The sequence below is a fragment of the Dechloromonas sp. TW-R-39-2 genome (assembly GCF_016864195.1).
GTDB lineage: Bacteria > Pseudomonadota > Gammaproteobacteria > Burkholderiales > Rhodocyclaceae > Azonexus.
The window spans coordinates 1,428,649-1,454,847 of the sequence record NZ_CP045202.1; the positions used below are offsets into that span (position 1 = coordinate 1,428,649).

27 protein-coding genes are annotated in these 26,199 nt (G+C 58.9%); 10 read left to right on the plus strand and 17 right to left on the minus strand.

Annotation, left to right across the window (positions count from 1 at the left end):
• Position 1: 1 nt before the first annotated feature.
• The 4 genes from GBK02_RS06810 to GBK02_RS06825 are packed head-to-tail and all read right to left on the minus strand — an operon-like array spanning position 2 to position 1,919.
• Entirely contained in the window at positions 2–424 is a 423-nt protein-coding gene (locus tag GBK02_RS06810) for an RDD family protein (protein WP_203468979.1), read from the minus strand.
• The gene (locus tag GBK02_RS06815; RefSeq protein WP_239003201.1) at positions 425–958 is read right to left on the minus strand and encodes a DUF3106 domain-containing protein; all 534 of its coding nucleotides are present in this window, start codon (positions 956–958) and stop codon (positions 425–427) included.
• Positions 928–1,314, minus strand: coding sequence for a DUF3619 family protein (locus GBK02_RS06820; RefSeq protein WP_203468981.1), 387 nt, complete (start codon positions 1,312–1,314; stop codon positions 928–930). The genes GBK02_RS06815 and GBK02_RS06820 overlap by 31 nt, the downstream gene beginning before the upstream one ends.
• On the minus strand, positions 1,311–1,919 hold the full coding sequence (locus tag GBK02_RS06825; RefSeq protein WP_319002849.1) for an RNA polymerase sigma factor: 609 nt from the start codon (positions 1,917–1,919) through the stop codon (positions 1,311–1,313). Before GBK02_RS06825 ends, GBK02_RS06820 begins: the two co-directional genes overlap by 4 nt.
• Before the next feature lie 74 nt (positions 1,920–1,993).
• Here GBK02_RS06825 and ilvB point away from each other — a divergent pair, with 74 nt between their 5' ends.
• From ilvB to GBK02_RS06850, 5 genes are all read left to right on the plus strand, one after another.
• Positions 1,994–3,694: a biosynthetic-type acetolactate synthase large subunit gene (gene ilvB, locus GBK02_RS06830; protein WP_203468982.1), complete on the plus strand. Its 1,701-nt coding sequence runs from the start codon at positions 1,994–1,996 to the stop codon at positions 3,692–3,694.
• Positions 3,695–3,715: 21 nt separating this feature from the next.
• The gene (ilvN, locus tag GBK02_RS06835) at positions 3,716–4,207 is read left to right on the plus strand and encodes an acetolactate synthase small subunit (protein ID WP_203469324.1); all 492 of its coding nucleotides are present in this window, start codon (positions 3,716–3,718) and stop codon (positions 4,205–4,207) included.
• A gap of 24 nt (positions 4,208–4,231) precedes the next feature.
• Positions 4,232–5,248: a ketol-acid reductoisomerase gene (gene ilvC / locus GBK02_RS06840; RefSeq protein ID WP_203468983.1), complete on the plus strand. Its 1,017-nt coding sequence runs from the start codon at positions 4,232–4,234 to the stop codon at positions 5,246–5,248.
• A 157-nt stretch (positions 5,249–5,405) separates the two neighbouring features.
• Complete coding sequence (pssA, locus tag GBK02_RS06845) at positions 5,406–6,158, plus strand: CDP-diacylglycerol--serine O-phosphatidyltransferase (RefSeq protein WP_203468984.1); 753 nt, start codon at positions 5,406–5,408, stop codon at positions 6,156–6,158.
• Between the two features lie 16 nt (positions 6,159–6,174).
• The gene (locus GBK02_RS06850; RefSeq protein WP_203468985.1) at positions 6,175–7,716 is read left to right on the plus strand and encodes a 2-isopropylmalate synthase; all 1,542 of its coding nucleotides are present in this window, start codon (positions 6,175–6,177) and stop codon (positions 7,714–7,716) included.
• Between the two features lie 28 nt (positions 7,717–7,744).
• Here GBK02_RS06850 and GBK02_RS06855 read toward each other — a convergent pair whose 3' ends face one another.
• Positions 7,745–8,116, minus strand: a complete 372-nt coding sequence (locus GBK02_RS06855) for a DUF2069 domain-containing protein (RefSeq protein ID WP_203468986.1) — start codon at positions 8,114–8,116, stop codon at positions 7,745–7,747.
• Positions 8,113–8,709 (minus strand): NAD(P)H:quinone oxidoreductase, encoded by a 597-nt coding sequence (gene wrbA / locus GBK02_RS06860; protein WP_203468987.1) that lies wholly within the window; start codon positions 8,707–8,709, stop codon positions 8,113–8,115. The genes GBK02_RS06855 and wrbA overlap by 4 nt, the downstream gene beginning before the upstream one ends.
• 21 nt (positions 8,710–8,730) lie before the next feature.
• On the opposite strand from wrbA, the gene GBK02_RS06865 reads away from it, so the two are divergent.
• The gene (locus GBK02_RS06865) at positions 8,731–9,564 is read left to right on the plus strand and encodes a YihY family inner membrane protein (protein WP_203468988.1); all 834 of its coding nucleotides are present in this window, start codon (positions 8,731–8,733) and stop codon (positions 9,562–9,564) included.
• Here GBK02_RS06865 and GBK02_RS06870 read toward each other — a convergent pair.
• A complete protein-coding gene (locus tag GBK02_RS06870) occupies positions 9,536–11,209 on the minus strand; it encodes a hypothetical protein (RefSeq protein ID WP_203468989.1) in 1,674 nt (557 codons plus the stop codon). The genes GBK02_RS06865 and GBK02_RS06870 overlap by 29 nt on opposite strands.
• On the opposite strand from GBK02_RS06870, the gene rpsP reads away from it, so the two are divergent.
• Genes rpsP through rplS form a run of 4 tightly spaced genes read left to right on the plus strand, consistent with a single transcriptional unit; the run spans position 11,208 to position 13,155 of the window.
• On the plus strand, positions 11,208–11,462 hold the full coding sequence (rpsP, locus tag GBK02_RS06875; RefSeq protein ID WP_203468990.1) for a 30S ribosomal protein S16: 255 nt from the start codon (positions 11,208–11,210) through the stop codon (positions 11,460–11,462). The genes GBK02_RS06870 and rpsP overlap by 2 nt on opposite strands.
• 12 nt (positions 11,463–11,474) lie before the next feature.
• The gene (rimM, locus tag GBK02_RS06880; protein WP_239003202.1) at positions 11,475–11,987 is read left to right on the plus strand and encodes a ribosome maturation factor RimM; all 513 of its coding nucleotides are present in this window, start codon (positions 11,475–11,477) and stop codon (positions 11,985–11,987) included.
• Positions 11,984–12,748 carry a tRNA (guanosine(37)-N1)-methyltransferase TrmD gene (gene trmD / locus GBK02_RS06885; RefSeq protein WP_203468991.1) on the plus strand — a complete coding sequence of 255 codons (765 nt, stop codon included), beginning with the start codon at positions 11,984–11,986 and terminating at the stop codon, positions 12,746–12,748. The genes rimM and trmD overlap by 4 nt, the downstream gene beginning before the upstream one ends.
• 26 nt (positions 12,749–12,774) lie before the next feature.
• Positions 12,775–13,155 (plus strand): 50S ribosomal protein L19, encoded by a 381-nt coding sequence (gene rplS, locus GBK02_RS06890; RefSeq protein WP_203468992.1) that lies wholly within the window; start codon positions 12,775–12,777, stop codon positions 13,153–13,155.
• Between the two features lie 104 nt (positions 13,156–13,259).
• Here the strand turns inward: rplS and GBK02_RS06895 are convergent, their stop codons facing one another.
• From GBK02_RS06895 to xseB, 10 genes are all read right to left on the minus strand, one after another.
• On the minus strand, positions 13,260–13,787 hold the full coding sequence (locus tag GBK02_RS06895) for a hypothetical protein (RefSeq protein ID WP_203468993.1): 528 nt from the start codon (positions 13,785–13,787) through the stop codon (positions 13,260–13,262).
• 53 nt (positions 13,788–13,840) lie between these two features.
• Positions 13,841–15,343 (minus strand): filamentous hemagglutinin N-terminal domain-containing protein, encoded by a 1,503-nt coding sequence (locus GBK02_RS06900; protein WP_203468994.1) that lies wholly within the window; start codon positions 15,341–15,343, stop codon positions 13,841–13,843.
• Positions 15,344–15,353: 10 nt separating this feature from the next.
• Positions 15,354–16,958, minus strand: a complete 1,605-nt coding sequence (locus GBK02_RS06905) for a ShlB/FhaC/HecB family hemolysin secretion/activation protein (protein WP_203468995.1) — start codon at positions 16,956–16,958, stop codon at positions 15,354–15,356.
• 81 nt (positions 16,959–17,039) lie between these two features.
• Positions 17,040–18,449 (minus strand): hypothetical protein, encoded by a 1,410-nt coding sequence (locus GBK02_RS06910; protein WP_203468996.1) that lies wholly within the window; start codon positions 18,447–18,449, stop codon positions 17,040–17,042.
• An 8-nt stretch (positions 18,450–18,457) separates the two neighbouring features.
• A complete protein-coding gene (locus GBK02_RS06915) occupies positions 18,458–20,587 on the minus strand; it encodes a TonB-dependent siderophore receptor (protein ID WP_203468997.1) in 2,130 nt (709 codons plus the stop codon).
• Positions 20,588–20,724: 137 nt separating this feature from the next.
• Positions 20,725–22,167, minus strand: a complete 1,443-nt coding sequence (locus GBK02_RS06920; RefSeq protein WP_203468998.1) for a hypothetical protein — start codon at positions 22,165–22,167, stop codon at positions 20,725–20,727.
• 169 nt (positions 22,168–22,336) lie between these two features.
• On the minus strand, positions 22,337–23,134 hold the full coding sequence (folE2, locus tag GBK02_RS06925) for a GTP cyclohydrolase FolE2 (RefSeq protein WP_203468999.1): 798 nt from the start codon (positions 23,132–23,134) through the stop codon (positions 22,337–22,339).
• 18 nt (positions 23,135–23,152) lie between these two features.
• A complete protein-coding gene (gene dxs / locus GBK02_RS06930) occupies positions 23,153–25,006 on the minus strand; it encodes a 1-deoxy-D-xylulose-5-phosphate synthase (RefSeq protein WP_203469000.1) in 1,854 nt (617 codons plus the stop codon).
• 1 nt (position 25,007) lies between these two features.
• Positions 25,008–25,901, minus strand: a complete 894-nt coding sequence (locus tag GBK02_RS06935; RefSeq protein ID WP_203469001.1) for a polyprenyl synthetase family protein — start codon at positions 25,899–25,901, stop codon at positions 25,008–25,010.
• Entirely contained in the window at positions 25,898–26,137 is a 240-nt protein-coding gene (xseB, locus tag GBK02_RS06940) for an exodeoxyribonuclease VII small subunit (RefSeq protein ID WP_203469002.1), read from the minus strand. The genes GBK02_RS06935 and xseB overlap by 4 nt, the downstream gene beginning before the upstream one ends.
• Positions 26,138–26,199: the final 62 nt, after the last annotated feature.

Consider the following 26,199-nt stretch of genomic DNA (forward strand, 5'->3'; position numbering starts at 1 on the left):
CTCAAGCTTGTGGCGGAATCGTAATGATGCAACTGCCTGCAATTCGGTCGTGCAGAAATTGTTTGTCGCGATCAAAAACAGCCCAAAAAATACCAACCCCAAAAAACAGAATGCTCGGCCAGGCGGCCAAGTAGCGAAGAACTGCCTGCATCGGGCGTAGCGGGCTGCCATTTGCATTCACAACCTGCAATTTCCAGGTTTTCATGGGCAAGGTTTGTCCGCCGTGCAGCCAGCACCACACAAAATAAAACATCAGCAGGGCGATGACGTGAACCCAGAGAAACTGGGATGTCGCGCTGAAGCCAAAACCGGAGAAAACAATTTGCGGCATCAGAAATCCGATGAGCAATATTGCAAATACGACGAGGCTTTCATACAGCATGCTGGCGAGGCGACGACCCAGGCCGGGAGTTTTGTTGTTCATTTATTGTTTTTGAGGGTCGCTCACAGGCTGTGGCGTATTTTCTGGTTGCTCAGGATTTGCTGTTTTTGTGAGGTCGACCGGAGGATTCAGTAGTTTTGCCGACTTCCCACTTTCGCGAACTCGCTGCTTTTCGTCTTGTGGCAGATTGGCATAGGCCTCCCACTTTTGTTTCATGACCTGCTTTTGCTCGGGGGGCAAACTGCTGAAGTCTTTGTACGTGTCGCGGGCTTTTGCTCTTTGCTCGGGCTTGAGGGATGCCCATTCACGCATCCGGTCCTGCATGCGTTGTTGCTCGTCCGGCGTCATCTTTGGGTAGCGGTCAGCGATCCCCAACCACTTTTTGCGCCGAATGTTTTCCATTGTGTCCCACTCGCTGGCGAGTGGTGCGAGCGTCTTTTTTTGCTCGCTATTCAGCTGGCCCCAGCCGGGTTGCGGAGGGGTGCCAATGACTGCCGTGGTGGGTGGGGCAGCCTGGATAGGGCAGGCTAGCGCCAAACAGAGGATTACTCCTCCGATGTGTCGTCTTTTAGCCATTCGAAGAAGTCGTTGTCCATGAAAGCTTCCGGCGGAAGGTCGTCAGACAGCAGGGCGCTATCCACCTCTTCCAGTTCCGTGATGTACTGGACGCTGTGCCAGTAAAAAGAAATCCACATGCCGAGCAGAAGAGCCAGTATGGCCAATATCTGTTTCAGGTAAGGGGCGTTGTGTCCGCCGTTCTTGAGCGTGGATGTGCCAGAGCCTGCAAGGCTGAGTTGGGCGACAGGCTGTTTTTGCTTGGATAGCGCGATATGGCGCGCAGCCTCCAGGCGTCGTGCGGCGGCAGGAGGGATGTCCTTGGCGCCGTGATTGAGCGCTTGTCTGATACGGGATGCGAAACGTTCTTCGTTCATAGTTTTATGCCTTTCGCCGACAGGGCGGCTGCCAACGCGTGAGTGGCGCGCGAGCAATGGGTTTTTACGCTGCCTTCTGAGCAGCCCATCGCAGCCGCGGTCTCGGCTACGTCCATGTCTTCCCAATAACGCATCAGGAAGGCTTCCCGTTGACGTGCCGGCAATTTTTTTATTTCATCGTCAATCGCATTCAGTGTTTGCGCTTGCAGCAGCTTACTTTCAGGGGTGCGCGGTCCTGCATCATCCTCGTCTGCCGCCAGTGTTTCCAGTGGGTCGTGATCATCGTCATCGTCGGACGAGAAGGCCGACAGGAGGGTGGTCCACATCGACCGGACTTTGCTGCGCCGGTAATAGTCACGAATGGTGTTTTGCAGAATGCGCTGGAAGAGCATGGGAAACTCTTCGTCTGGGCGGTCGCCGTATTTTTCGGCGAGTTTGAGCATGCTGTCCTGGACGATATCCAGGGCGGCTTCTTCCTCGCGGACTGCAAACATGGCTTGCTTGAAGGCTCGGCGTTCTACGGATTCAAGAAAGCTTGATAACTCTCGGGGTGTTGCCAGGGTCGTCTCTTCCAGTAATTGTCTTGAGCAAGAAGTGGCTATGATGCCAAACCTTGACCGAAAAGGGGCGGTCGATTAAGGTTACGCCCTTTTAGGCAACAGCTTTTTTGGGCTCAAGAATGATGATCAGCGGTGCAGAAATTGTAATCAGGTGCCTGCAGGAAGAAAAGGTCGATTGTGTCTTCGGTTACCCGGGTGGTTCCGTTTTGCACATTTACGATGCACTTTTCAAGCAGGATCAGGTCAAGCACATTCTCGTCCGCCATGAGCAGGCGGCCGTGCACGCGGCTGATGCCTATTCGCGTTCCTCACAGAAAGTCGGTGTGGCGCTGGTGACTTCAGGTCCTGGTGTAACCAACACGGTGACGGGGATTGCGACCGCGTATATGGATTCGATTCCGATGGTTGTGCTGTGTGGCCAGGTGCCGACCCAGTACATCGGTCAGGACGCCTTCCAGGAGTGCGACACCGTCGGTATTACCCGGCCTTGCGTCAAGCACAACTTCCTGGTCAAGGATGTCAAGGATCTGGCGGTAACGATCAAGAAGGCATTTCATATCGCCGCTACCGGTCGTCCGGGCCCTGTTGTCGTTGATATCCCCAAGGATATTACGGCCCAGATGTTCGAGTTCGACTATCCGAAGTCGATCCAGATGCGCTCGTACAATCCGGTCGTCAAGGGCCATCTCGGCCAGATCAAGAAGGCTGTCCAGATTCTGCAGGAAGCCAAGCGCCCGATCATTTACACCGGCGGCGGTGTCATTCTGTCCGATGCGGCTGAAAAGCTCACCGAACTGGCCCGCAAGCTGAACTTCCCGGTGACCAACACCTTGATGGGTCTGGGCGGTTATCCGGCAACCGACAAGCAGTTCGTCGGCATGCTCGGCATGCACGGTACCTTCGAAGCCAATAACGCAATGCATTATTCCGACGTGATTCTCGCCGTCGGTGCTCGTTTCGACGACCGCGTGATCGGTAATCCGGAACACTTTGGCGAAGAAAAGCGTCGCGTCATTCACATCGATATCGATCCGTCGTCGATTTCCAAGCGGGTCAAGGTCGATGTGCCGATTGTTGGCAATGTTTCCGATGTACTCGACGAAATTCTCAAGTTGATGGATGGCAGCTTCAAAACCAATCCTGAAGTGGCGGACTGGTGGAAGCAGATCGACGGCTGGCGTGGCCGCGACTCGTTGCGTTACAAGCAGACGGGCAACATCATGCCGCAATTCGTCATCGAAAAACTCTACGAAGTGACCGAGGGCAAGGCCTTCATCACTTCCGACGTTGGTCAGCACCAGATGTTTGCCGCGCAGTACTACAAGTTCGACCAGCCACGCCGCTGGATCAACTCGGGTGGCCTGGGTACCATGGGCGTCGGCCTGCCGTACGGCATGGGCGTGCTGATGGCCAATCCGGATGCGCAGGTTGCCTGTGTGACGGGCGAGGGCTCGATCCAGATGTGTATCCAGGAACTCTCGACCTGCAAGCAATATGGTTTCCCGATCAAGATCATCAATCTGAATAACGGCATGCTCGGCATGGTGCGTCAGTGGCAGGAGATGTTCTATTCCAAGCGCTACTCCCAGTCCTATGTCACCTCGCTGCCTGATTTCGTCAAGCTGGCCGAGTCCTACGGTCACGTCGGCATCAAGGTCGAGCGTCCAGAGGATGTCGAACCGGCACTGCGCAAGGCTTTTGTTGAACACAAGGATGACCTGGTTTTCCTCGACTTCATCATCGATTCGGGGGCTAATGTTTTCCCGATGGTGGCTGCCGGCAAGGGCCTGACCGAAATGATCCTCGCTGAAGATCTGTAAGCGGGGAAGGAAAAAAACATGTTGAAACACATCATTTCCATCCTGATCGAAAACGAGTCAGGTGCTCTTTCCCGCGTTGCAGGCCTGTTTTCTGCACGTGGTTACAACATTGAATCGCTGACCGTGGCACCGACGGAAGATCCCTCGCTGTCCCGGATGACTATCCTGACCTCGGGCTCCGACGAAGTGCTCGAGCAGATCACCAAGCAGCTCAACAAGCTGGTTGATGTCGTCAAGGTGGTCGATCTCTCCGAAGCTGCTCACGTCGAGCGCGAACTGATGTTGATCAAGGTTCGTGCAACCGGCAAGGACCGCGAAGAGATGAAGCGTATGGCCGATATTTTCCGTGGCCGCATCATCGATGTTACGGAATCGACCTATGTTATCGAGTTGACCGGGGCAAGCTCCAAGCTCGATTCCTTCATCGCCGCGCTTGATGCCGGCCTGATTCTCGAAACCGTCCGTACCGGTGTCTGTGGCATTGGTCGTGGCGATCGTATTCTCAAGATCTAACTATTTATTTATAAAGAGGATTTCATGAAAGTTTATTACGACAAGGACGCCGATCTCTCCCTCATCAAGGGCAAGAACGTCACCATCGTTGGCTACGGTTCCCAAGGCCATGCCCACGCCCAGAATCTGCGCGACTCCGGCGTCAATGTGACGGTTGGTCTGCGCAAGAGCGGTGCTTCCTGGTCCAAGGCCGAAGGCGCTGGCCTCAAGGTTGCCGAAGTCGCTGCCGCTGTTGCTGCTGCCGATGTGGTCATGATTCTGTTGCCGGACGAGAACATTCCTGAGGTTTACAAGAACGACGTCGAGCCGAACATCAAGCAGGGCGCTACCCTGGCTTTCGCTCACGGCTTCAATGTGCATTACAACCAGGTTGTGCCGCGTGCCGACCTCGACGTGATCATGGTTGCCCCGAAGGGTCCAGGCCACACCGTGCGTTCCGAGTACCTGAAGGGTGGCGGCGTGCCTTCCCTGATCGCCATTTACCAGGATAAGTCCGGTAAGGCCAAGGATATCGCTCTGTCCTACGCTGCTGCCAATGGCGGCACCAAGGGTGGCGTGATCGAAACCAATTTCCGCGAAGAAACCGAAACCGACCTGTTCGGCGAACAGGCTGTTCTGTGCGGCGGTGCTGTTGAACTGGTCAAGATGGGCTTTGAAACCCTGACCGAAGCTGGCTACGCGCCGGAAATGGCCTACTTCGAGTGTCTGCACGAGCTGAAGCTGATTGTCGACCTGATGTACGAAGGCGGCATCGCCAACATGAACTACTCGATCTCGAACAACGCCGAGTACGGTGAGTACGTGACCGGTCCGGAAGTCATCAACGAAGAGTCCCGTGCTGCTATGCGTAATGCTCTGAAGCGCATTCAGACCGGCGAATACGCCAAGATGTTCATCCTCGAAGGTCGTACCAACTACCCGAGCATGACGGCTCGTCGTCGCCTGAATGCCGTGCATCCGATCGAAACGGTTGGCGGCCAGCTGCGCGACATGATGCCGTGGATCAAGAAGAACAAGCTGGTTGACCAGACCAAGAACTAATCTGGTTGTCAGCTCGCCGGGGCAGTGCGCTTTTGCCTGACCCGGTCTTCGCTTTCGGGCGGTGTGGTTTTCCGCACCGCCCTTGTTATTTCCGGAAAGAGCCTTGGGTGATTGGGTGTATTCTTCAATTCCCCATTTGGCTGGATTTTAGTGATCAATGACCGAACTCAAGCCCCGTAAAGCCCTGTTCAATCCCGAACTCAAACGGCGTGGCATTTATGTGCTGCCCAATCTATTTACGACTGCAGCGCTCTTTGCTGGTTTCTTTGCCATCGTTCAGGCGATGCAGGGAGATTTCGAGCGTGCAGCCATGGCGATTTTCATTGCCATGGTGCTTGACGGGCTTGACGGGCGGGTAGCTCGCATGACCAACACCCAGTCTGCTTTTGGTGCCGAGTATGACTCTCTTTCCGATATGGTCAGCTTTGGTGCAGCGCCTGCCTTGGTCGTTTACGAGTGGGCTTTGCGTGATCTCGGCCGCCTTGGCTGGATTGCTGCCTTCATTTACTGCGCCGGTGCGGCCTTGCGTCTGGCACGCTTCAATACGACCCTTGAGGTGATGGACAAGCGTTACTTTCAGGGGTTGCCATCGCCGGCAGCTGCGGCACTGGTTGCCGGCCTGGTCTGGGTGATGATTACAACGGGTGTTGCAGGTAGCGACGTGCGTGCACTGGCGTGTGGTTTGACCATTTTTGCCGGTGTGACCATGGTGTCGAATGTCCGTTATTACAGTTTCAAGGACGTCAATCTGAAAAAGAGTGTGCCGTTTTTTGTGATTGCAGCAATTGCTCTCGGCTTCGCTCTGGTTGCCTATAGTCCTGAGATCGCCTTGTTCGGTTTCTTTGTACTTTACGGTCTGTCTGGCTACGTGCTGGCCGCGCTGAGTTTGTTCAAGCGCAAGACTGCCTGACTTGTCGGAGCAAAACATGAAGCAGCATCTGGTAATTTTTGATACGACCTTGCGCGACGGCGAGCAGAGCCCCGGTGCGTCGATGACCAAGGAAGAGAAGCTGCGCGTTGCCCGCCAGCTTGAAAAAATGCGGGTTGATGTGATCGAGGCAGGTTTTGCTGCCGCATCGCCTGGTGATTTCGATTCCATTCATGCGATCGCCCAGGCGATCAAGGATTCAACCATCTGTTCGTTGGCGCGGGCCAATGAAAACGATATTCACCGTGCCGGTGAAGCGATCAAGCCAGCCAATTCCGGCCGGATTCATACCTTTATCGCCACCTCGCCGATCCACATGGAAAAGAAGCTGCGCATGACGCCCGATCAGGTCGTCGAGCAGGCGGTCAAATCGATTGCCTGGGCGCGGGAATATACCGACGATGTCGAGTTCTCCGCCGAGGATGCCGGGCGTTCTGACATTGATTTCCTGTGCCGGATTTTCGATGCGGTTATCAAGGCCGGTGCCACGACGATCAATGTGCCGGATACCGTTGGCTATAACATCCCTTCTCAGTACGCTGAAACAATGCGTCAGCTGATTGAGCGGGTGCCGAATTCTGACAAGGTGATCTGGTCGGTACATTGTCATAACGATCTGGGGCTTGCCGTTTCCAACTCACTGGCTGCCGTGCTGGCCGGTGCAAGGCAGGTCGAATGTACGATCAATGGTCTGGGCGAGCGAGCTGGGAATGCGGCGCTGGAAGAGATTGTCATGGCCGTGCGGACGCGCGCCGACGTGTTTCCCGTTGAGACGCGCATTGAGACGACCCAGATCGTGCCTGCCTCGAAGCTCATTTCCCAGATTACAGGCTATCCAGTGCAGCCGAACAAGGCGGTCGTCGGTGCCAATGCCTTTGCGCATGAGTCGGGCATTCACCAGGACGGCGTACTCAAGCATCGCGAAACCTACGAGATCATGCGTGCGCAGGACGTGGGTTGGACGCAGAACAAGCTTGTTCTTGGCAAGCATTCCGGGCGCAATGCCTTCAAGAGTCGTCTGCTGGAGCTCGGGATTGAGCTTGAAGGGGATGAGGCGCTGAATGCGGCTTTTGCTCGCTTCAAGGAGCTGGCTGACCGCAAGCATGAAATCTTCGATGAGGATTTGCATGCGCTGGTTTCCGATGATGTGGTCGCTCCGGAGCAAGAGCACTTCAAGCTGCTTTATTCCAAGGTCTGTTCCGAAACCGGTGAAATGCCTCACGCCAAGGTGATCATGAGTGTCGGCGGTGTCGAGCAGTCAGGTGAGGCCGATGGTGGCGGGCCGGTTGATGCGACATTCAAGGCAATCGAGGGGATTGTCGGCAGCGGTGCCGAATTGCTGCTTTATTCGGTCAATGCGATTACGACCGGGACTGATGCGCAGGGCGAGGTAACGACCCGCCTGGCCAAGGGCGGGCGTATCGTCAATGGCAATGGTGCCGATACGGATATCGTGATTGCATCGGCCCGTTCTTACCTGAATGCACTCAACAAGCTGCATTCGACGCTGGACAAGGTCAAGGCACAGGGCGACGTCTGATCGCCTGTAGTCTCTGCCAAAGGCCGCTTCAGCTTTGCTGGGCGGCCTTTGTTTCGTCTAGGACCGGGCGCGTCGCGCGGATGTAAAGAATGGTCGATGTGAACAGGATGAGCGCCAGCACTGTCTCGCCAGCGGCCAGCCATTGCGACAGGCCGTGTTCGCTGGTTGAACGGGTCAGTCCTTCCAGCAGGTAGAACTGGATGAACAGCGACACCCATTTGTAGGTGTAACGTTTGCCGCGCAGGATGCCGAACAGTGGCGCAAGAAGAAATACGGCCTTGAGGATCAGCCAGGAACCGCCCGGCTTGAGTGGTGCGAGCCAGGCTTCCCAGGCGAGACAAAGAAAAATCAGGGCAATCAGGCTGGTGCTGGCAATGAATTGATATCGGGATGCTGTCACGGTCGACTCAGTTTTTGAACAAGAATGGCCAGGCGTTTTCCCTGGGCGAAGGCGAGGCGACTTTCTGTTTCGGAGAGTCGCGGATTGCCGTCGTGGCCTGCGATATGGCTTGGGCCGTAAGGCGTTCCGCCACTTGTGGTGGATGAAAGATCGGTTTCGGTGAAGGGCAATCCCATCAGCAGCATGCCGTGATGAAGCAGTGGCAGCATCATCGAGATCAGTGTTGTTTCGTTACCCCCATGCTGGCTGCTGCTCGAGGTAAATACGCAGGCTGGTTTGCCGGCCAGTGAGCCATTTTGCCAAGCGGCAATCGTGCCGTCCCAGAAGTATTTCATGGGGGCCGCCATGTTACCGAAACGGACCGGGCTGCCCAGGGCGAGTCCGGCACATTCTTCAATGTCGCGTGCTTCGACGTATGGGGCGCCACTCTCGGGAATGGCTGCCTCACTGACTTCGCAGACCGTTGAAACGCGCGGCACGGTGCGTAGTCGGGCCTGCATGCCGGGCACCGATTCGATACCGCAGGCAATGCGTTCCGCCAGGCTGCGAACCGACCCGCGATGGCTGTAATAGAGAACGAGGATATCTTGCATGGTGGGCTATTATACGGCCCCATGCCGACGCACTCTCGTTATCGCCGCACCAAGGCCAGGCCAGGCAAGACGGCCAGTATCTTTCAGCGTTTTCTGAATGAAAACATGCTGCAGACCAGTTCGGCGCTCGCATTTACGACATTGATGGCGCTTGTTCCGCTGGTTACCGTCGTTTTGTCGGTGGCCGGTGCCATTCCCTATTTTGATCTGTTGACCAAGCGCCTTGATCTATTGATCCGTGAGACCTTGTTGCCGGCAGGCGCGGCGGGGGCGATCGCCGGTAGTATCAGCAGCTTTTCGCACAAGGCGCAGCAGTTGACCGTGGCAGGCCTGGCTGTCCTCGGCGTTACGGCATTTTTGTTGATGAATACGATAGAGCGCGCCTTCAATCATCTGTGGTTGGTCGAGCCGCGTCCCTTTTTGGCGCGCTTGCGCCTGTATGCGTTTGTTATGGCTGTCTGGCCTTTCATCCTTGGGGCGATCGCCCTGGCGGTGTCTTTTGCCGTAACCAGTTCGCTGGGCTTGTTCGATGAGCCGGCCTGGATGAGGCGTGTTGCACTGAAAGGTGTTTCAGTCGCGATGCTTGGCCTGTTCTTTTCGTTTCTCTACTACGCGGTGCCGAATGCCGATGTGTCGCGGCGTGCAGCGTTTTGTGGCGGTGTTTTTGCAGCGCTCGCATTTTCTGGCATGCAGAAGATATTCGAGTTTTATCTCGGTAGCTCGGCAATGCTCAAAAACATATACGGAGCATTTGCAGCATTCCCGGTGTTTCTAGTCTGGCTGCATCTTTCATGGGCGGTCGTGCTTTTTGGCGGATTGATCGCGGCTACTGTGAGTCGTCCGGCAAAACGCTGAAGACCTCAATGCTGCTGGTTTGTTCATCGATGTGGGTGGTGCGGACCTGACGGATTTCCAGATTCGCATTTTCAATCAGGACGATGATGCTTTCAGAGTTTTCCTTGAGTGTGTCGGTCGGCACAACAAGTGCCGGGTAAGGGCGCAGTGGCGGCGTCTCGGGCAGCATGAGTGCCGCAATTTTGCCGGCATCGGGGGTCTTGGGGAGGAAAATTTCCGCTGCAATTGCGCTGGATGCGAGTAGTTGCAGACCCAGTTCAACGTGCTCGGGATTCTCTGATATGGCCCAGCGAATAATGCATATCCGCCAAGCCTGATTGTTGTCAGAGGCTTCATCCTGGGACTGCAGGGCAATAATGTCGCCAACCCTGAGGTTTTCAGTATCGCCGGCGATATGCATCAACGCATAGCCTTCCGGACTTTCGTTGGTGACCATCCATTCGCTGTGTTCGATTGCGCTGGCTGGAGCTTTGCTCAGTAACCAGAGTTGTGCCAGGCCTGAGCACAGATTTGCCCGGTAGGATTGGCGGCGGCGCGGGAAGCGTCGTTTTGCCGGTTGGCCCCACAGGTGATGCAGTCGGAGCAGAACGCCGCGTCCGGCATGATTTTCGGCAAAAGCAGGAATGCCCAATTCGGCTGTCGTGCGTCCCTTGTTGAGTTCTTTGCGCTGGGCGAGTGCGTGTTCTGCGATGGCTCTGCAGGAGAAATACAGGGCCTGGGTTTCGGCGCCCGGCGAGCGACGAATCAGCGCATGCGCAGGAATGTCCTTGTCGAGATCAATCCAGAAGACACTTTCGCTGTCTTCGGGGGGCGTGTCCGATAGTGTTGGAAGTTTGTCGATTTGATCGATGTACTGGGCAATGAACTCGAGTTCGGCCGAGCAAAACGATGCTGGTTGGGCAATGGCTGCCAGCAGGATCGAAAGATAGATTCGCTCGATTGACTGGGTGCTGGATGTTTCCGGTGAGTTGGCCAGTCCAAGGCGGCGAGCCGTGCCGTAAGCTGCGTGCAATTGTTGCCACAAACCCAGGCAGCTTGGCGCGGCAACCAGGTGATTGACCTTTATTTGCCATGCAATGCAATGCATGACGCGGCGTAGCGAGGTTTGCGGCGAGCGTGATGGTGCGCTGCTCAGCGGGTCGAACAGTTCGGAGAGCGTGTTGAAATAATCCTGGGTGAGCATTTCAAGAAGCTCGAGGATGAGTCGAACACGCAAACGAAGTCGCCGGGAAATCGGCAATGACACTTCGTGCAATAGCGGCAATTCTGCACAGACAATCCGTTCGGCCTGGGCGTAAAGCAGGTCAAGTAATTTTGTCCGCTGGGAGTTGGGAACAGGCGTCTCGCGCAGTAGGAGCAGCTGGCGCAGCAGTTGATCGATGTACTCAGGGCCGTGGTGGCCGTGCGCCAGCGCAAGCCATTCAAGAATGCTCTTGATGTTGGCTTCAGCGGTGACGGGCAAGGATTTTTCCAGTGTGCTGTTCATTGTGCGCTGCAGAATAGCAAAAAAACCTCGCTTTGCCTTTGGTCGGGCGCCAGGCGGCGTGATTTTTCCGATGCGTGGACAGTATTCTAAGTGGCTTGTTTTTCCTTGATAAAGCGCTATAATCTCGGGTCTTTTTTCAAGCAACGAAAGAATTACCATGGTTGTTATCCGTCTTGCCCGTGGCGGCGCCAAGAAGCGTCCCTTCTACAACATGGTCGTGACCGACTCCCGTAACCGCCGTGATGGCCGTTTCGTCGAGCGCATCGGTTTCTACAACCCTGTTGCCTCCGGTAATGCAGAGTCCCTGCGTATTGCCGTTGATCGTCTGTCCTACTGGCAGCAAAACGGCGCCCAGCTGTCGCCGACCGTTGCCCGTCTGGTCAAGCAACACGCTGCCCAGCAGGCTGCTTAAGTCGTATCCGCTTTGACCAGCAGCGAGATCGTTGTCCTGGGGCGGCTTGCCGACCCCTACGGAATTCGCGGCTGGCTCAAGCTGCATGCCTTTGGCGATGACCCGCTGGACTGGGCTGAAATGCCTGTCTGGTGGATCTGCAGGGAAGGTGAGCCGTGGCGCGAATGCGGGCTGAAAGGCCTAAAAGTCCACGGTCATGGTTTGGTTGTGCTGCTCGATGGTGTCAACGATCGTACGGCCGCTGAATCCATGAAAGGTGTTCTGGTTGGTGCGCCGAAAGATGCACTGCCGGTTCCCGAAGAAGGTGAGTATTACTGGGACGATCTGATCGGCCTGGAAGTGGTGAATAGTGCTGGTGAAACACTCGGTAAAGTTGCCGGGCTGATTGAAACCGGTGCCAATGACGTTCTGCGCGTTGTCGGTGATGACGAGGTAGAGCGTCTTTTGCCGTTCGTTTCAGCGGTGGTTCTAGCCGTTGAAAAAGAGGCAGGGATTGTTCGGGTGGAGTGGGGCATCGACTGGTGATCCGGTTTGATTGCATCACGCTGTTTCCGGAGATGTTTGCTGCCGTGACGCAGTGCGGTATTACCCGTCGGGCGCTCGAAGAGCAGCGCTGGGTATGGCAGGGCTGGAATCCTCGTGATTTTGCCGAAAATGCCTGGCGACGGGTGGATGATCGTCCCTTTGGTGGCGGGCCTGGCATGGTGATGCAGCCTGGGCCACTGGAAAAAGCGATCATGGCTGCAAAAGCGCAGCAGCAGGAGGCAGGACTGGCGAAAAGCCGGGTTATTTACCTCTCGCCGCAAGGTGCTCCGCTTACTCATGAGCGGGTAATGCAGCTGGCGCAGGGCGGAGAAGGGGTGATTCTTCTCTGTGGCCGCTATGAAGGAATTGACGAGCGTCTGATCGAGCGTTGCGTTGATGAAGAAATTTCGATCGGAGATTTTGTGCTTTCCGGTGGCGAGTTGCCGGCGATGGCCTTGATTGATGCCGTTGTCCGCCAGTTGCCGGGAGTGCTTGGTGATGCTGCTTCGGCGGTTGAAGATTCGTTTGTTGGTGGTTTGCTTGATTGTCCGCACTACACCCGCCCCGAGGTCTATGAGGGTGAGGCGGTGCCGGAGATTTTGCTGTCAGGTGACCACAAAAAAATTCGTCGTTGGCGACTCAAGCAGTCGTTGGCGCGGACCCGGAAGCGCCGGCCGGATTTGCTGGCGCACCGCAGCTTGTCTGCGGAGGAAACGCAACTACTCACGGAAATTTCCGGAGAGGAGCAATGCGGTGAGTAAGTGTTTATAAAATTTAAGGATCTCACATGAACCTGATTCAACAACTCGAGCAAGAAGAAATCGCCCGTCTGGGCAAGACCATTCCTGAATTTGCACCGGGCGACACCGTCGTTGTGCAGGTCAAGGTCAAGGAAGGCAATCGCGAGCGTCTGCAGGCTTACGAAGGCGTCGTTATCGCCAAGCGTAACCGTGGTCTGAATTCCGGTTTCACCGTCCGCAAGATTTCTTCCGGTGAAGGCGTCGAGCGTACTTTCCAGACCTATTCCCCGCTGGTTGCTTCGATCGAAGTCAAGCGTCGCGGTGATGTGCGTCGTGCCAAGCTGTACTACCTCCGTGAGCGTTCGGGCAAGTCTGCACGTATCAAGGAAAAGCTGGTTCGCAAGGAAAAGCCGGTCGCAGCTGCTTAATCAGCAGTTTGAGATTGCAAAAAAGGGCGCTTCGGCGCCCTTTTTATTTATCTCGATTCTGGCTGGAGTTTCCAGTTGACCGTGGGTTTGGTGCCAGGAGCGGCTTACTCCTTATAGCCCACGTTAAACTCCAGCGGCGGAATCTTCTTGTGCGTAGCGCGCATGCCGGTTATCCAATAACAGGATGCACCCTTGCCGCCCAGATTGTTGCCGATACTCAGGTCGTAGTCTAGGTCGCCGGCAAAGTACCACGGCCCCTTGGCGGCGAACATGCCGCCCTTGGGTTGGATGCTTACGAAAACTTGGTGGGTCGCCTCGTGGCCGCTCGGGAAGTGGAACTTCGCGAGCGTTCCGACCGACATTCGGCCGCTACCCTTGTTTTCCCAGCGGAAGGTTGTATCCCGGAACTCGACTTTCGTCGGTTTGGCGCCGCCGTCACCGGCCTCGCCGTAAGGGTCTTTGACGCTGCACACATGCGGTGCGATGTGCTTGAGTAGTTTTCCGAGGAAGAGCTTTTCTTCGATGGAGGAGGCGGCTTGGGCGGCGAGTGGACTAGCGATGGCGAGAGTAGCAATCAATCGTGCGGTGCCATGCCAGAAGGAGTGGGAAAGTAGAGGGAGGGGCTTGTGCATTTTCTTCGTCTCGAATGTGGTTGATTGCTTGGAATACTCATCCTGATATCTGGTTAACCCCTGACCCCGGGATCCATTTCGCCATTTTCCACGGTGAAGCCTGAGCTTTGCGTGAATGGGCGGATCAGGCGTTCCCAGATGCCGAGCTTCGGTTGCGGAGCGGTGGTGGCATATTCGATCCGGACGACCGTGTTTTCCGGAAGATTGATCGCGCCGTTTGCAGTGACCACTGTTGTGCTGTTGACCAGATACGGGCTTTCGCCTGGCGCGATGCTGAGACTCAAGGAAGCGGGAGATTTGATGTCGTCGGCTTTCAGGAAGGAATAGCTGGCCTTCAGCGGTGGCCTGCCGGAATATTCAAAAGCCAGATAATCCGAGGTCGGTCGCCAGGGATTGGTCATCCCGAACTGGCAGGATGGCCCGCAGCCTGTGTAAAGGCTGTCAGTAATACCGACCTGGGTATATTGCTCGACAGGACGTTGGTTGCCGCCAACGGTGGACTCAAGCAGAGGACGATTGCCGACATAGCTGCTGTTGAACTCGGCAGACGACCAACCTGGCGTTGTGCTTGTGCCGGAGCCTGATGAGCCTGATAAACCCGATGAACCTCCGTTGTAGTTGGGGACGCCCGGAAGCGGTGCGATGCGTATCGTGTCGGTTTCCAGGATGGCGTTGGTGCCTGTGCTGCGGTAGACGGTGCCGTGAATAAAGTTATTGTCGTTCAGGCCGGCTAGGCTATTGCTTTCGGCGAGTACGACCGCGCCCGGCGTGAGATTGATGTTCGATTGGGCGTTTTGGCGGTTGTTCCAGATCATGTAGCCGGTTTCGGTGCCGTCGATATCGGTTTCCGTCTTGACGCGGGTATCGTTGGGGGCGCTGCCCGGTTCTATTGTGACGCGTGAGCCGGCAGCAAGGATGAGGGTGCCGTTGCTACCCGTGGTCAGGGTGACAGGATTGGTGCTGTTGCTTCCCCCCAACTGATCGCCGATGGTGATGTAGCCGCCGATCAGCCAGATATTGCCGTTGAGTGCTTCGGTGGCGATGATCTGGGCGCCGGGATGCACGGTAATCGGCTTGGTCTGGCCGTTTGGACGGACGGCCGGACCGGCGAAGCGGTAGGTGCCGGTACGCCAGTCGCTGTCGGTAATGTCCTGAGTAGATGCGATGAAGGATGCTGTGCTGACCAGCGAGCCGTTGTGAAAAATGATACCGGATGGATTGATCAGAAAGACGACCCCGTTCGAGGTCAATGTGCCGCGAATCTGCGAGGTGGCGTTGGTGCCAGTGACGCGGTTGAGGACGGCGCTGCCGGCACTGGCCTGGGCGAAATGAACAGTTTCACCGGCAGCGATGGAGAACTGCTGCCAGTTGATGATGGTGCCTGGCGCCGTCGTCAGCGTGCGAGTATTGCCGTTGGTGCTCACCTGCATTGAGCCCTGGCCCATCACGGTCGGCGAGACGAGGCCGCTGAACGGCGTGCTTTGGGCATGGCCGTATTCGAAGGTGAGCGCCAGGGAGAGCAGCAGCGGCAGTTTGAGATATTTTGCGGTCAACATGGTTTTTTCCTTAAAACCGGAGTTGCAGGCGGGCGTGAACGTGGTTTTCGCCTGCGCGGGTGGTTTCGCTGCCATCGAGGACGTGGGCGGCATCGAGCTTGAGGCTGAGATTCCGGTCGAGCGTCAACCGGTAACCGATACCGATGCTGGCGATGCTTTCTTCGGATTTCTCCAGTGCCTGGGCTTGTAGGCGCTGGCGCCAGCCGGCATCGGCAAAGGCTGCCAGCCGGCTGTGACCGAACCACGGAGCGGAGGTGAGTTCGAAGTTGAGGCGGGCTCCATGGTCGCCGGCGCTGTCGAATTCATTAAAGCCGCGCACGGCCAGGCTACCGCCGAGGCCAAACTGTTCGGCCGGGATCAGCGGGCCGCTTGCTAACTGGCCGCTGAAGGCGATATCTAGCGTGCCGCCGCCGGAAAAGCGGTTGGCATAGGCGATGGTGGCGCGAAATACAGCCCATTGCGCTTTGGCATCGGCACGCATTGCCGCGTAGCTGGCGTTATCGTTGTCAGCGCCGAGGCCGGGGATATTGGCGGTTAGGCCGAGCGAGACGAGTGCCGAGGCATTGCCGGCATCCAGCGAGCGAACTACACCGAGAGCGAGTGGCGCGGCGCCGACCCGATTGTCGTTGACCGGCGTGCCGAGGAAGTCCAGTCCATTTTGGTAATGGCGCCAACTGAGGCCGGCCTGCAGTCGGGTGGCTGGCAATTCGACTGCAGGCGCTGGTAGCAGATGTTGCCAGTTGAAGCCGAGCAAATGGTGCTTGCCGTGGATGCCGAAGACATTGGCGACGTTGAGGGTGTCACCCTGGCTGTAGCTGGCTTGAACGCCGAGCAGGCCGCCGGCTGTAGGGAAAGGTAGCGTGAGGTTACCCAAGACGGCTTGCGCGGCATCCGGCTTTTCTGGCGATACGACGTAGTTGGCGCTGCCGACGATGCCTCGGTCGAACAGGTCGGCATGCTGGGCGTTGATGCCGAGGCGGGTGTGGCCGGTAATGGCGCTACCTGAGTTGTCCAGATCAAGGCCAACGGACCACGGCTTTTCATCTTGTACAATGGCCTCGATGCGGGTCTCGCCGTTCGGTTCGCCGACGAACTTGAGGCCGACGCCGCGTGCCGGGTTTTGGTTGAGTACCTGCTGGGCCTGGAACAGCGCCAGGCGGATGATTTCGCCGCGTGGCTGGTCGGCGGAGAGAGCCTCCTGGACTGGCGCAGTAGAAAAGTGCTTAGCGCCCGAAACGGTAATTGGGCCAGTACGGGCTTCAATGATAGTCAGTGGGATAGCTTCACCGGGCACAAGTGTTTCCGGCAGTGCAACTTTGACCAGCGGGTAGCCGCGTTGGTGGTAATGCGCTTCGACCTGGTCGCGCGCCGCGAGCAGGTGGCGGGCATCGCGTTGCAGGCCGGTGAGCGGTGCTAGTAGGGCCTGGAGTTCATCGTCGCCGATGGCCCGGTTGCCGCTCAGGCGGAAGGCGGGGATGGGGAAACGTTGTTGTGTCGTGGCCGGGTGTTGCGTGGCCGGTGGTCTGGCCGTTTCACCTTGCTCCGGTGCCGCGGCGGCCGTGCCGAGCGCGACGAGCAGCCAGCAGCCGATGGCTGTCTTTCTTGTCTTGTGCAAAATGTCTCCCACTTCATTTCGTTTGTTGTGCATGAAGAATGGGTTATACCGAGCGGGTTGCCGGGCAATGTATCCGTTGTATTAGCCGGGTGGGAGATTCGGGCCGTAGCCTTCAGCTTCGAGCGTTGCCCGTAGTTCGCCGTGGGTGGTGAGCAGCCCCGATAGCGCGCGTTCGGCGCGTAGGCTTTCTTTCTGTTCGAGATGACGAGCAGCGAAGCGGCGGTAGTTGATCCAGCCGAGTGCGACCTGGCGGGCATCGCCGATTTGCTCGACGCTACGGATGGCATGTAGGTAAAAGGCGGCTTCGCCGGGATGATGGTTGTCGAGAATGGCTGTAGGCGGTGTTGCGTCAGCGAGTTCTGTTTCGTAATCCAGCCAGAACTGGCCGAGAAAAATCAGTTCCCAGGCGCTTTCCTTGCCGGCGTCGAGCTTGTCGTAATAAGCATGTTCGAGGCTGTGCCAGGCGTAGGTTTCGAGCGGCGTCGCCAGTCCGTAGGGAATGACGCTTTGCAAATGGAATGCGTAGTTGGCGGCGAAGGCTTGCAGGCGCTCCCAGTTGCGTTGAGACAGCATCCAGTACAGGGCGCTTTGCAGGTGGCCGAGCGCCGCCCGATGGAGGGCCAAGCCGTGCTCATCAGGGCGGCCGGTCGACGCAGCATTTTCGTGCAGCATCCGGCGGGCGAGCAGGGCGCGCAGGTTGTGCCATTCGCCGGCATGCAGCGGGTCGACGCCGAGGCGCGGTGCCAGTGGCTCACCCATCGTCCACAGCCGGTGGTAATGCCGGCCGGGGGAGCGGTCGTAGTCGATGCGGTCGAGCTGGAAACGGGCATAGGGCAGCAGGCCGGGGTCGGCGAGCGGCGAGGGGGGGGACTGGAGCAGGCTCACTAGCAGGCGATGGGCCTCGGCGTGGTTGCCAAGCAGGTTTTCGTGGCGGATGGCGCGCAATTGCACCAGGCAGCGGAAATCGGGGGTGATCGGCAGCACCTTGGCCGGGGTGAGGCTTTCGATGGCTTCGATGTATTTGCCATGTGCGGCGAAGCCGTCGGCGACCATCATGATTTCGAGCAGTTGCCGGCAGGTGACGGGGCAATCGGTTTCGAGCAGGTGCGGGCTGGGTGGTTCGGTAGCTGCCTGCACTCTGCCGCCGTCGGCTGCCGAGACGACGATGGCGAGTGGCTGTCGGTAGTGCAGTTGCCACGGCCCGGTGGTCGCCTTGCGCGGTGGGTGTTCGATAGCCAGTGGTTGGCCGGGCAAGGTGTCGAGATAGGCGCGCAGACTGTCGAGCAGGCGCTGCATCTGGCTCCGGTTGAGCGGCCGGTTCTGGCCGCGGCGGGCCAATTCGCCCGTCAGCGTCTCGTGGGATAGCGGCTGGCGCGCTGCCGCCGGCGAGGCGAGCAAGGCGATGAAGGTCGCCTCCCAGCGCCGGCCGAAGTGGTGGGTCGCCGTGCCGAATGTGGCGGCGTTAGCTTGCGGGTCGATGACGAGAGGCATCGGGCGGTTCATTGGAAGCGGTGCGTCAGCCGCAAGCTCAGGGTACGCGGTGCGCCGGGGTAGATCACCGCCGGCCGGTTCTCGACGCCGCTGGCGTAGTAGATCCGGTCGAACAGGTTTTCTACACTGGCGGTGATTGACCAGTCGGCACGTCTGTAGGTGGCCCCGGCATCGAAGCGGGTGTGGCCAGGCAAGCGCGTCGTATTGGCGAAATCGGCGTGGCGCGAACCGACGTGCACGGCACCACCGCCGACCTGCCAGTGTCCGCCATCGGTTGCAGCGAATTGACGGGATAGCCAGGCCGAGGCCGACCATTCCGGCGCATAGGGCAGTTGGTTGCCGACGGGGTAGCGGTTGTCGCGGGTAACGACGGCGTCCATCCAGGTGCCTTGCGCGGTGATCCGCCAGCCATGTGGAAGGCGGCCCTGCCAGGCGAGTTCCAGCCCCTGTGAGCGTTGTTCGCCGGTGGTGATGGTGTAGCCGGGGTGGTCCGGGTCGCTGGTTCGCACGTTCTGCCGGCGGATGTCGAACCGGGCCAGTGTGGCGATCCAGCGGCCACCGGCCGGCTCGTACTTGGCGCCGAATTCGGTCTGCCTTCCGGTGACCGGGGCGAAGGGATCGTTATTCCAGGCCCGGGTCTGGGGCAGCGTCGGCAAGGCGCCGGCGGCAAAGTTGCCGTAGACCGACCAGCCGGCAGCTAGGCGCCAGCTGGCGCCGATGCGCCCCATCAGCGCCGTATCTGACTGCCGAGGGTGCAATTCCAGCTGGTTTGGCTGGGTTTCGGTGTAGTCGTAGGTTTGCTTCAGGTCGGCGTAGCGTAGGCCGAACAGCCAGGTCCAGGTGCCGATCCGGATCTCGTCCTGCACCGTGAGGCCGAGGCTGCGGAATTGCCAGCATTGGTCGAAGCGGGTGAAGTCGCTCCCCGGTGTCCATGCCTGGCCGTAAACCGGTGCATAGACGTCGATGGGAGCGTAGTTGCCGAACTCGCCGCCGACGATGCTACGCGTTTCATTGGCCGATTCGAGGCGGGCCAGGAAACGGTGGGCCAATGGGCCGGTGGCGAAGTCGCGCGTCCAGTCGAGATAGGCGGTCGTCCAGCGATAGTGTTCGGGGTAAGTTTCGTACCAGCGGCGGAGTGTCGTGCCGGAGACTGCATTTGATTCGGCGTCGTGGTATTCGCGGTACCGGAAGTTGTACCACGACCAGGCGAAATTCAATCGGCCCTCGGCCAACGGCTGGCTCCAGCGCACCGCGAAGCGGGTCGATTGTGAATGCTGGCGGCCCCAGCTTTCGCCATAGACCCGGTCGATGGGAACTTGTGCCGGCCGGCCGTTGATCGCCGGAATGCCGTAGTCAGTCGTCCGCCGGTCGTTTAGCCATTCGAGTGCGACCGAGAAATTTCTCCCACCGCCGAGATCGACCGACCACGACGGTGCGACCAGCGTTTGTTCGAGCGTCTGGCGATCCCGGAAACTGCCGCCTTCCTCGCGCGAGACGACCAGGCGGTAGCGCGACGCCGCGCCAGTCGGGCCGCCGAAATCGCCGGAGAGGCCGGTACGGCCCCAGGAGTTGGTCCACACGGTCGCTTCCGCCAGCGGCGTGGCGACCGGCTGCTTGGTGCGGACATATACCGCGCCTCCCGGGTCGGCCCAGCCGTACAGCGCGCCGACTGGGCCGCGCAGTATCTCGATACCTTCGATGTTGGCCATTGCCATCGGCCCGAGCGACTGGTAGCGGAAACCATCACGGTAATAGGCGGTGGATGAGCCGGTGTTGAAGCCGCGCAACTGGAAGGTCGGGGAATTCAGGCCCCAGTAATTGGAGCGGCGGGAGATGCCGGGCGAATAATCGGTCAGATCGGCGATGTCGGCGGGCAGCCGTTCGGCAAATGCCTCGGTAGTCAGGTGCGTGGCCGACAAGGGCAATTCCAGCAGGGGTGTCGGTGTTAGCGTCGCAACTGCGCTTTCAGTTTCGCGCAGGCGTTCCTCTGTAACGATGACGGTGGGCAGGGTTTCGGCGATGCCTGCGGGACAATCGGCAACCAGCACCGCCAGGCAGGTCTTGGCCGTCCAGCTGGCACGCCGCAACCAGCCGAGATAAGTATGTCGGTTATTCTGGAGGCGGCATTTCCTTTCCATGTTGCTCCCTTTTGATTTTTGTTATGACAAACAGCATATGATGCCATGCCCTCGGACTTGTGCCTTTCCGTTTTTCACTGATTTTCCCAGTCGACCGTGAACCCGGCGTGTGAGTCGGTGCCGGATTCGTCCAGGGCTCAGTCGACTTTTCCGGAAACCCCCTTTAGCGTCAGTTGTTGCGCCGGGTTATCCGGATTGAAGAAAGTGACTTGTTCGACGATCTGGAATTTGATGGCAGTGTCTGGTGGTCCCATAGTTTTGACGCCGAGGTGCTGTCCTTTGGCCGCCATGGCGATCTCTCGGATCGCCCGCGCCTGTTCCGGCGTGATCGGCGAAAAGGCGATCCGGTGCTGGGTCGTCTCCCGGCAGCCGTTTTGGCAGTAGCTGGGGTATTTGAACGAGTCTTCAACAGCAAAATCCCTGGCTTCAGGCTGCAGCCCTGTCTTTTCCCGAACCTGTTGCGCCCAAAGGTGGGTGGGCGGTGCAACGACGACCGGGACGACGCCCTGGTTGCCCAGGACATCTCGGCTGACGCCCAAGCTGAGTTTGTTGTAGCCGTAGGTATTCATGCTGCTGGTTGCAAAGCCCGAATACTTGTCGCTCCAGACGGTAACGAAGCTGCATTCCAGCGTCGGTGGGGTACCGGCAGCCTGCTTGGCTCCGCGCAGCCAGGCACGCACCTTGGCGACGCCGCTCTTCATTTCGGCAAGCCGCAGGTCGCTCTGCATCTGGTCGCGCTGCGCTTCCTTGGACAGGCGAATTTCAAGCGCCTGGGCGAGCGAGTCGTAGGCCTGGCCGTTCTTCACCTTGTAATTGACGATGCGCAGGTAGTCGTTGGAATACGCTTCAAGGGCTTCGGTATTGCAGGTGGCCTTGTTGGCGACGCTGCGTTGCTCGATGCGTTGCGCCGTGGCGCTGCCGGTGGGCAGGTAGGGCTTCAGTTGCGCCAGCAGGGGGGCATCGGCATTGTCCGCTAGCCAGGCCAGCGATTGCTTCGCCCGCCCGCTGCTTTCGGCGCTGGCGTTGGCCAGCGTGCGGAGCAGTACGTCACCGACAGCGCCTGGTTTCATCGCGCTGCTTGTATTCAGGGTGCGGAGTATCTTCTGGTTGGTTCCGCCCTGGTCGGGGCTGCCGTCGATCAAATATTCCTCGCGCCAGGCGGTGTGGTCGCGATTGGTTTCCCGGCCGCTGGCAAAAGTATAGGGGCTGATCATCGTGGGGAAGCCGTCCTGCGTCATCTGAACGATGAAGCCGTCGCCGTTGGCCTGACCGCCGGGGCAGTTGTGCGTGAAGCGGAAGCGCGGGCTGCGTTCCAGGTCGCCATAGCTGTATTTCAATTGCCCGGAGCAGCCGCCGGCATCGGTGAAATTGAGTTTTTTGGCGTTCGATGAACGCGAACGTTCCGGTGCTGCTTTCCGGGCGGCTTGTTTTGCTTCCGGCGCGGGGGCGGTTGCTTGGGGCGCCCCAGCCTCACCTTCCTGGCCGGTCCGCTGCGTCGGCGGGACGGTCTTGCAGGCCGCCAAGCTTAGAGCGGCGAGCAGGACGGCATGGAAGCGATAGTTGCGGATAGTCTTCTTCAAAGCATCCCCCTGATCTTTGCCGATGATGAAACCGGCAATTGGACACCAGTGGGATGAGTCGAATGTATCGCTTGTATCTGTTGCGCAGGAATGAAAATGGGACGCTCTGGAGCGTCCCATCTTGGATTTTTATTTTGGCCGTGTTTCCAGTCGACCGCGGTAACCGGCTTTAGGCGGCCGTTTTGTCCTTCTCGATCAGGGCGTAAGCCGAGTGGTTGTGGATCGATTCGAAGTTTTCCGATTCGACGACGTAGGCGTCGACGCGCTTTTCTGCATTGAGACGTGCTGCCACGTCGCGCACCATGTCTTCGACGAATTTCGGATTGTCGTAGGCGCGTTCGGTGACATATTTCTCGTCCGGGCGCTTGAGCAGGCCATACAGCTCGCAGGAGGCTTCCTGTTCGACCAGTTGGGCAATTTCCTCAATCCACATGAAGTCGTTGGTCCGGGCCGTTACGGTGACGTGTGAGCGCTGGTTGTGGGCACCGTACTCGGAAATTTTCTTGGAGCAGGGGCACAGGCTGGTGACCGGTACAACGACTTTGACCGAGGTGGTGACCTTGCCGTGGCAGATGTCGCCGATAAAGGTGACATCGTAGTCCATCAGGCTCTGCACGCCGGAAACCGGGGCCGTCTTGTTGATGAAGAACGGGAAGTTCATCTCGATGTGGCCGGTTTCGGCTTCGAGTTTGACCACCATGTCGCTGAGCATGGCCGGGAAGTTTTCGACCGAGATCTCGCGCTCGTGGCTGTTCAGGATCTCCACGAAGCGGGACATGTGGGTGCCCTTGAAGTTGTGCGGCAGCCCGACGTACATATTGAAGACGGCAATGGTGTGCTGGATGCCGGACGATTTGTCCTGGACCTTGACCGGGTGGCGAATCGACTTGATGCCGACCTTGTTGATTGCGATCTGGCGCGTATCGGCAGAGTTTTGAACGTCAGGAATCGGGGTGGGGGTTGTCATAAGCTGTTCTTCGTTGATTTATTGTGTTGAGGTGCGGGCTTGGATGGCGCGCACAATGCCATTTTTGTCGAGGCCCAGTTCGGCCAGCAGCTGGCCTTGCTCGCCGTGATCGATGAAGCGATCTGGCAGGCCGAGTTGCAGGAAGGGTATCTGGATGCCCCGTTCGGCGAGGGCGCGTTCGATTTCCGAGCCTGCGCCACCGATGACCGAGTTCTCTTCGATACTGACAAGCAGCGAATGGTTCCCGGCAAGTTCGACAATCAGGTCGATGTCGAGCGGCTTGATGAAGCGCATGTTGGCCACGGTGGCATCCAGCTCTTCGCCGGCAGCGAGTGCGGTCGGGACCATGCTGCCGAAGGCGAGCAGGGCGATATCCTTACCCTGGCGGCGGATTTCGCCTTTGCCAAGGGGCAGTGTCTCAAGGTCGTTTCCGGGCGTGGCGCCCGTGCCGCCGCCGCGCGGGTAGCGCACCATGCTTGGGCAATCAAGGCTGTAGGCAGTCGACAGCATCTGGCGACATTCGTTTTCGTCGGCCGGTGCCATGACGACCATGTTCGGGATGCAGGTGACAAACGACAGGTCGAAGGTGCCGTGGTGGGTCGGGCCATCGGCACCGACCAGGCCGCCGCGGTCGACCGCGAAAATGACCGGTAAATTCTGCAGGGCGACATCGTGGATCAGTTGATCGTAAGCGCGTTGCAAAAAGGTTGAATAAATTGCCACGACCGGCTTCAGACCTTCGCAGGCGAGACCGGCCGCGAAGGTGACGGCGTGTTGCTCGGCGATGCCGACATCGTAGTAGCGATCCGGGAATTCGCTGGAGAAGCGCAGCAGGCCGGAGCCTTCACGCATCGCCGGGGTGATGCCGATCAGGCGCGAATCGGCCTTGGCCTGATCGCACAGCCAGTCGCCGAAAACCTGGGTGTAGGTCAGCTTGCCGGCCTTGCCGGCCTTGATGCCTTCATCCGGGGCAAACTTGGCAACGCCGTGGTAAAGAATGGGGTCGGCTTCAGCCAGTTTGTAGCCCTGGCCTTTCTTGGTGATGACGTGCAGGAACTTCGGACCCTTGAGGTCGCGCAGGTTTTCCAGCGTCGGAATCAGTGCGTCGAGGTCGTGACCGTCGATCGGGCCGTAGTAATGGAAGCCAAATTCCTCGAACAGCGTGCCCGGGGCAATCATGCCCTTGACGTGCTCTTCGGCGCGGCGCGCCAGTTCAAGCAGCGGCGGCGCGAAGCCGAGCATGTGGCGACCGGCCGAGCGGGCGACATTGAAGGTCTTGCCCGACATCAGGCGCGTCAGGATGTTGTTCAGCGCGCCGACCGGCGGCGAGATCGACATCTCGTTGTCGTTGAGGATGACCAGCATGTCGGTATCGCCGACGCCGGCATTGTTCATCGCCTCGAAGACCATGCCGGCGGTCATCGCGCCGTCACCGATGATGGCCACCGCCTTGCGGTCTTCACCTTTCAGCTTGGCGGCCAGCGCCATGCCCAGTGCGGCGGAGATCGAAGTCGATGAATGACCGACGCCGAAGGTGTCGTACGGGCTTTCGCTGCGCTTCGGGAAACCGGAGACGCCATGGTGCATGCGCAGCGTGCTCATGCCCGCGCGGCGCCCGGTCAGTACCTTGTGGGCATAGCACTGGTGGCCAACGTCCCAGACCAGGCGGTCTTCGGGGGTGTTGAACACGGTATGCAGCGCAATCGTCAATTCGATGGTGCCGAGGTTGGACGACAGGTGGCCGCCGGTCTGCGAGACCGAGTCGATCAGGAAGGCCCGCAGTTCGGTTGCCAGTTGCGGCAATTGCTTGCGGTCCAGGCGGCGCAGGTCGGCCGGGCTGTCGATGCTTTCAAGCAGGGAGAAGGCGGTCATTTCAGAATTGCCGATGGCAGATGAAGTCGGCGAGCTGGGTCAGCCGGCCGGCGCGTTCGCCGAAGATGGATAGTGCTTCCAGTGCATCGTTGCGCAGTTCGTCGGCGTATTGACGGGCAGCGTCGAGGCCGAGCAGGCTGACGTAGGTCGGCTTGTCGGCCGCTTCGTCCTTGCCGGCCGTCTTGCCGAGCGTGGCGGTGCTGGCCGTGCAGTCGAGGATGTCGTCGACCACCTGAAAAAGCAGGCCGGCGCGCTTGGCAAAACGGTCGAGGTTGCTCCGTTCGTCGGCCGAGAGCGGCTGGCCGGCGAGGGCGCCGAGCAGGACGGCGGCGCGGATCAGGGCGCCGGTCTTGAGCGCGTGCATCAATTCGAGTTCGGGCTGGTTCAGCGCCTTGCCGACCGAGCCGAGATCGATCGCCTGGCCGCCGGCCATGCCGCGCGAGCCGCTGGCGTGGGCCAGCAGGTTGATCATTTCGAGTTGCTGGCGGGCGTCGCCAAGCGGCTGGCTGGCGAGCAGTTCGAAGGCCAGCGTTTGCAGGCTGTCGCCGACCAGTAGGGCGGTCGGTTCGTCGAATTCGACGTGGCAGGTCGGTCGACCGCGACGCAGTACGTCATCGTCCATGCACGGCAGGTCGTCATGGACCAGCGAATAGGCGTGGATCAGTTCGACGGCACAGGCCACGGTGTCGAGTTGTTCGGGCTGGGCGCCGGTCAGTTCGCCGGCGGCGAAGGCGAGCAGCGGGCGGACGCGCTTGCCGCCGCCGAGCGTGGCGTAGCGCATCGCTTCATGCAGGCGGGCGGGAATGCTCTCGGCGCCGGGCAGGTGTCGGGCCAGGGCGGTTTCGACGCGAGCCTGGGTGGCTGCCATCCATTCGGCAAACGGGCTTGGGTTCATGGTGCTTCCAGCGTGTCGCGGTCAACGTCCTTGAACTCGCCATTTTCAAGGATGCGGATCTGTTCGTCGGCGTCGTTCAGTTGTGTCTGGCAGTGCTTCATCAGCGCCATGCCGCGACGATAGGCGGCGATGGAGGCTTCAAGTTCGAGCTTGCCGCCTTCCATGCTGGAAACGATGTTTTCGAGCTCACTCAGGGCGGTCTCGAATTTCATGCCGGCGATGGGGGATTGATCCATGTCAACGGGGTTCGGGGAAACACGCGAAAATACTCCATCTGGGGGCTTCTGGTCAAATTGAG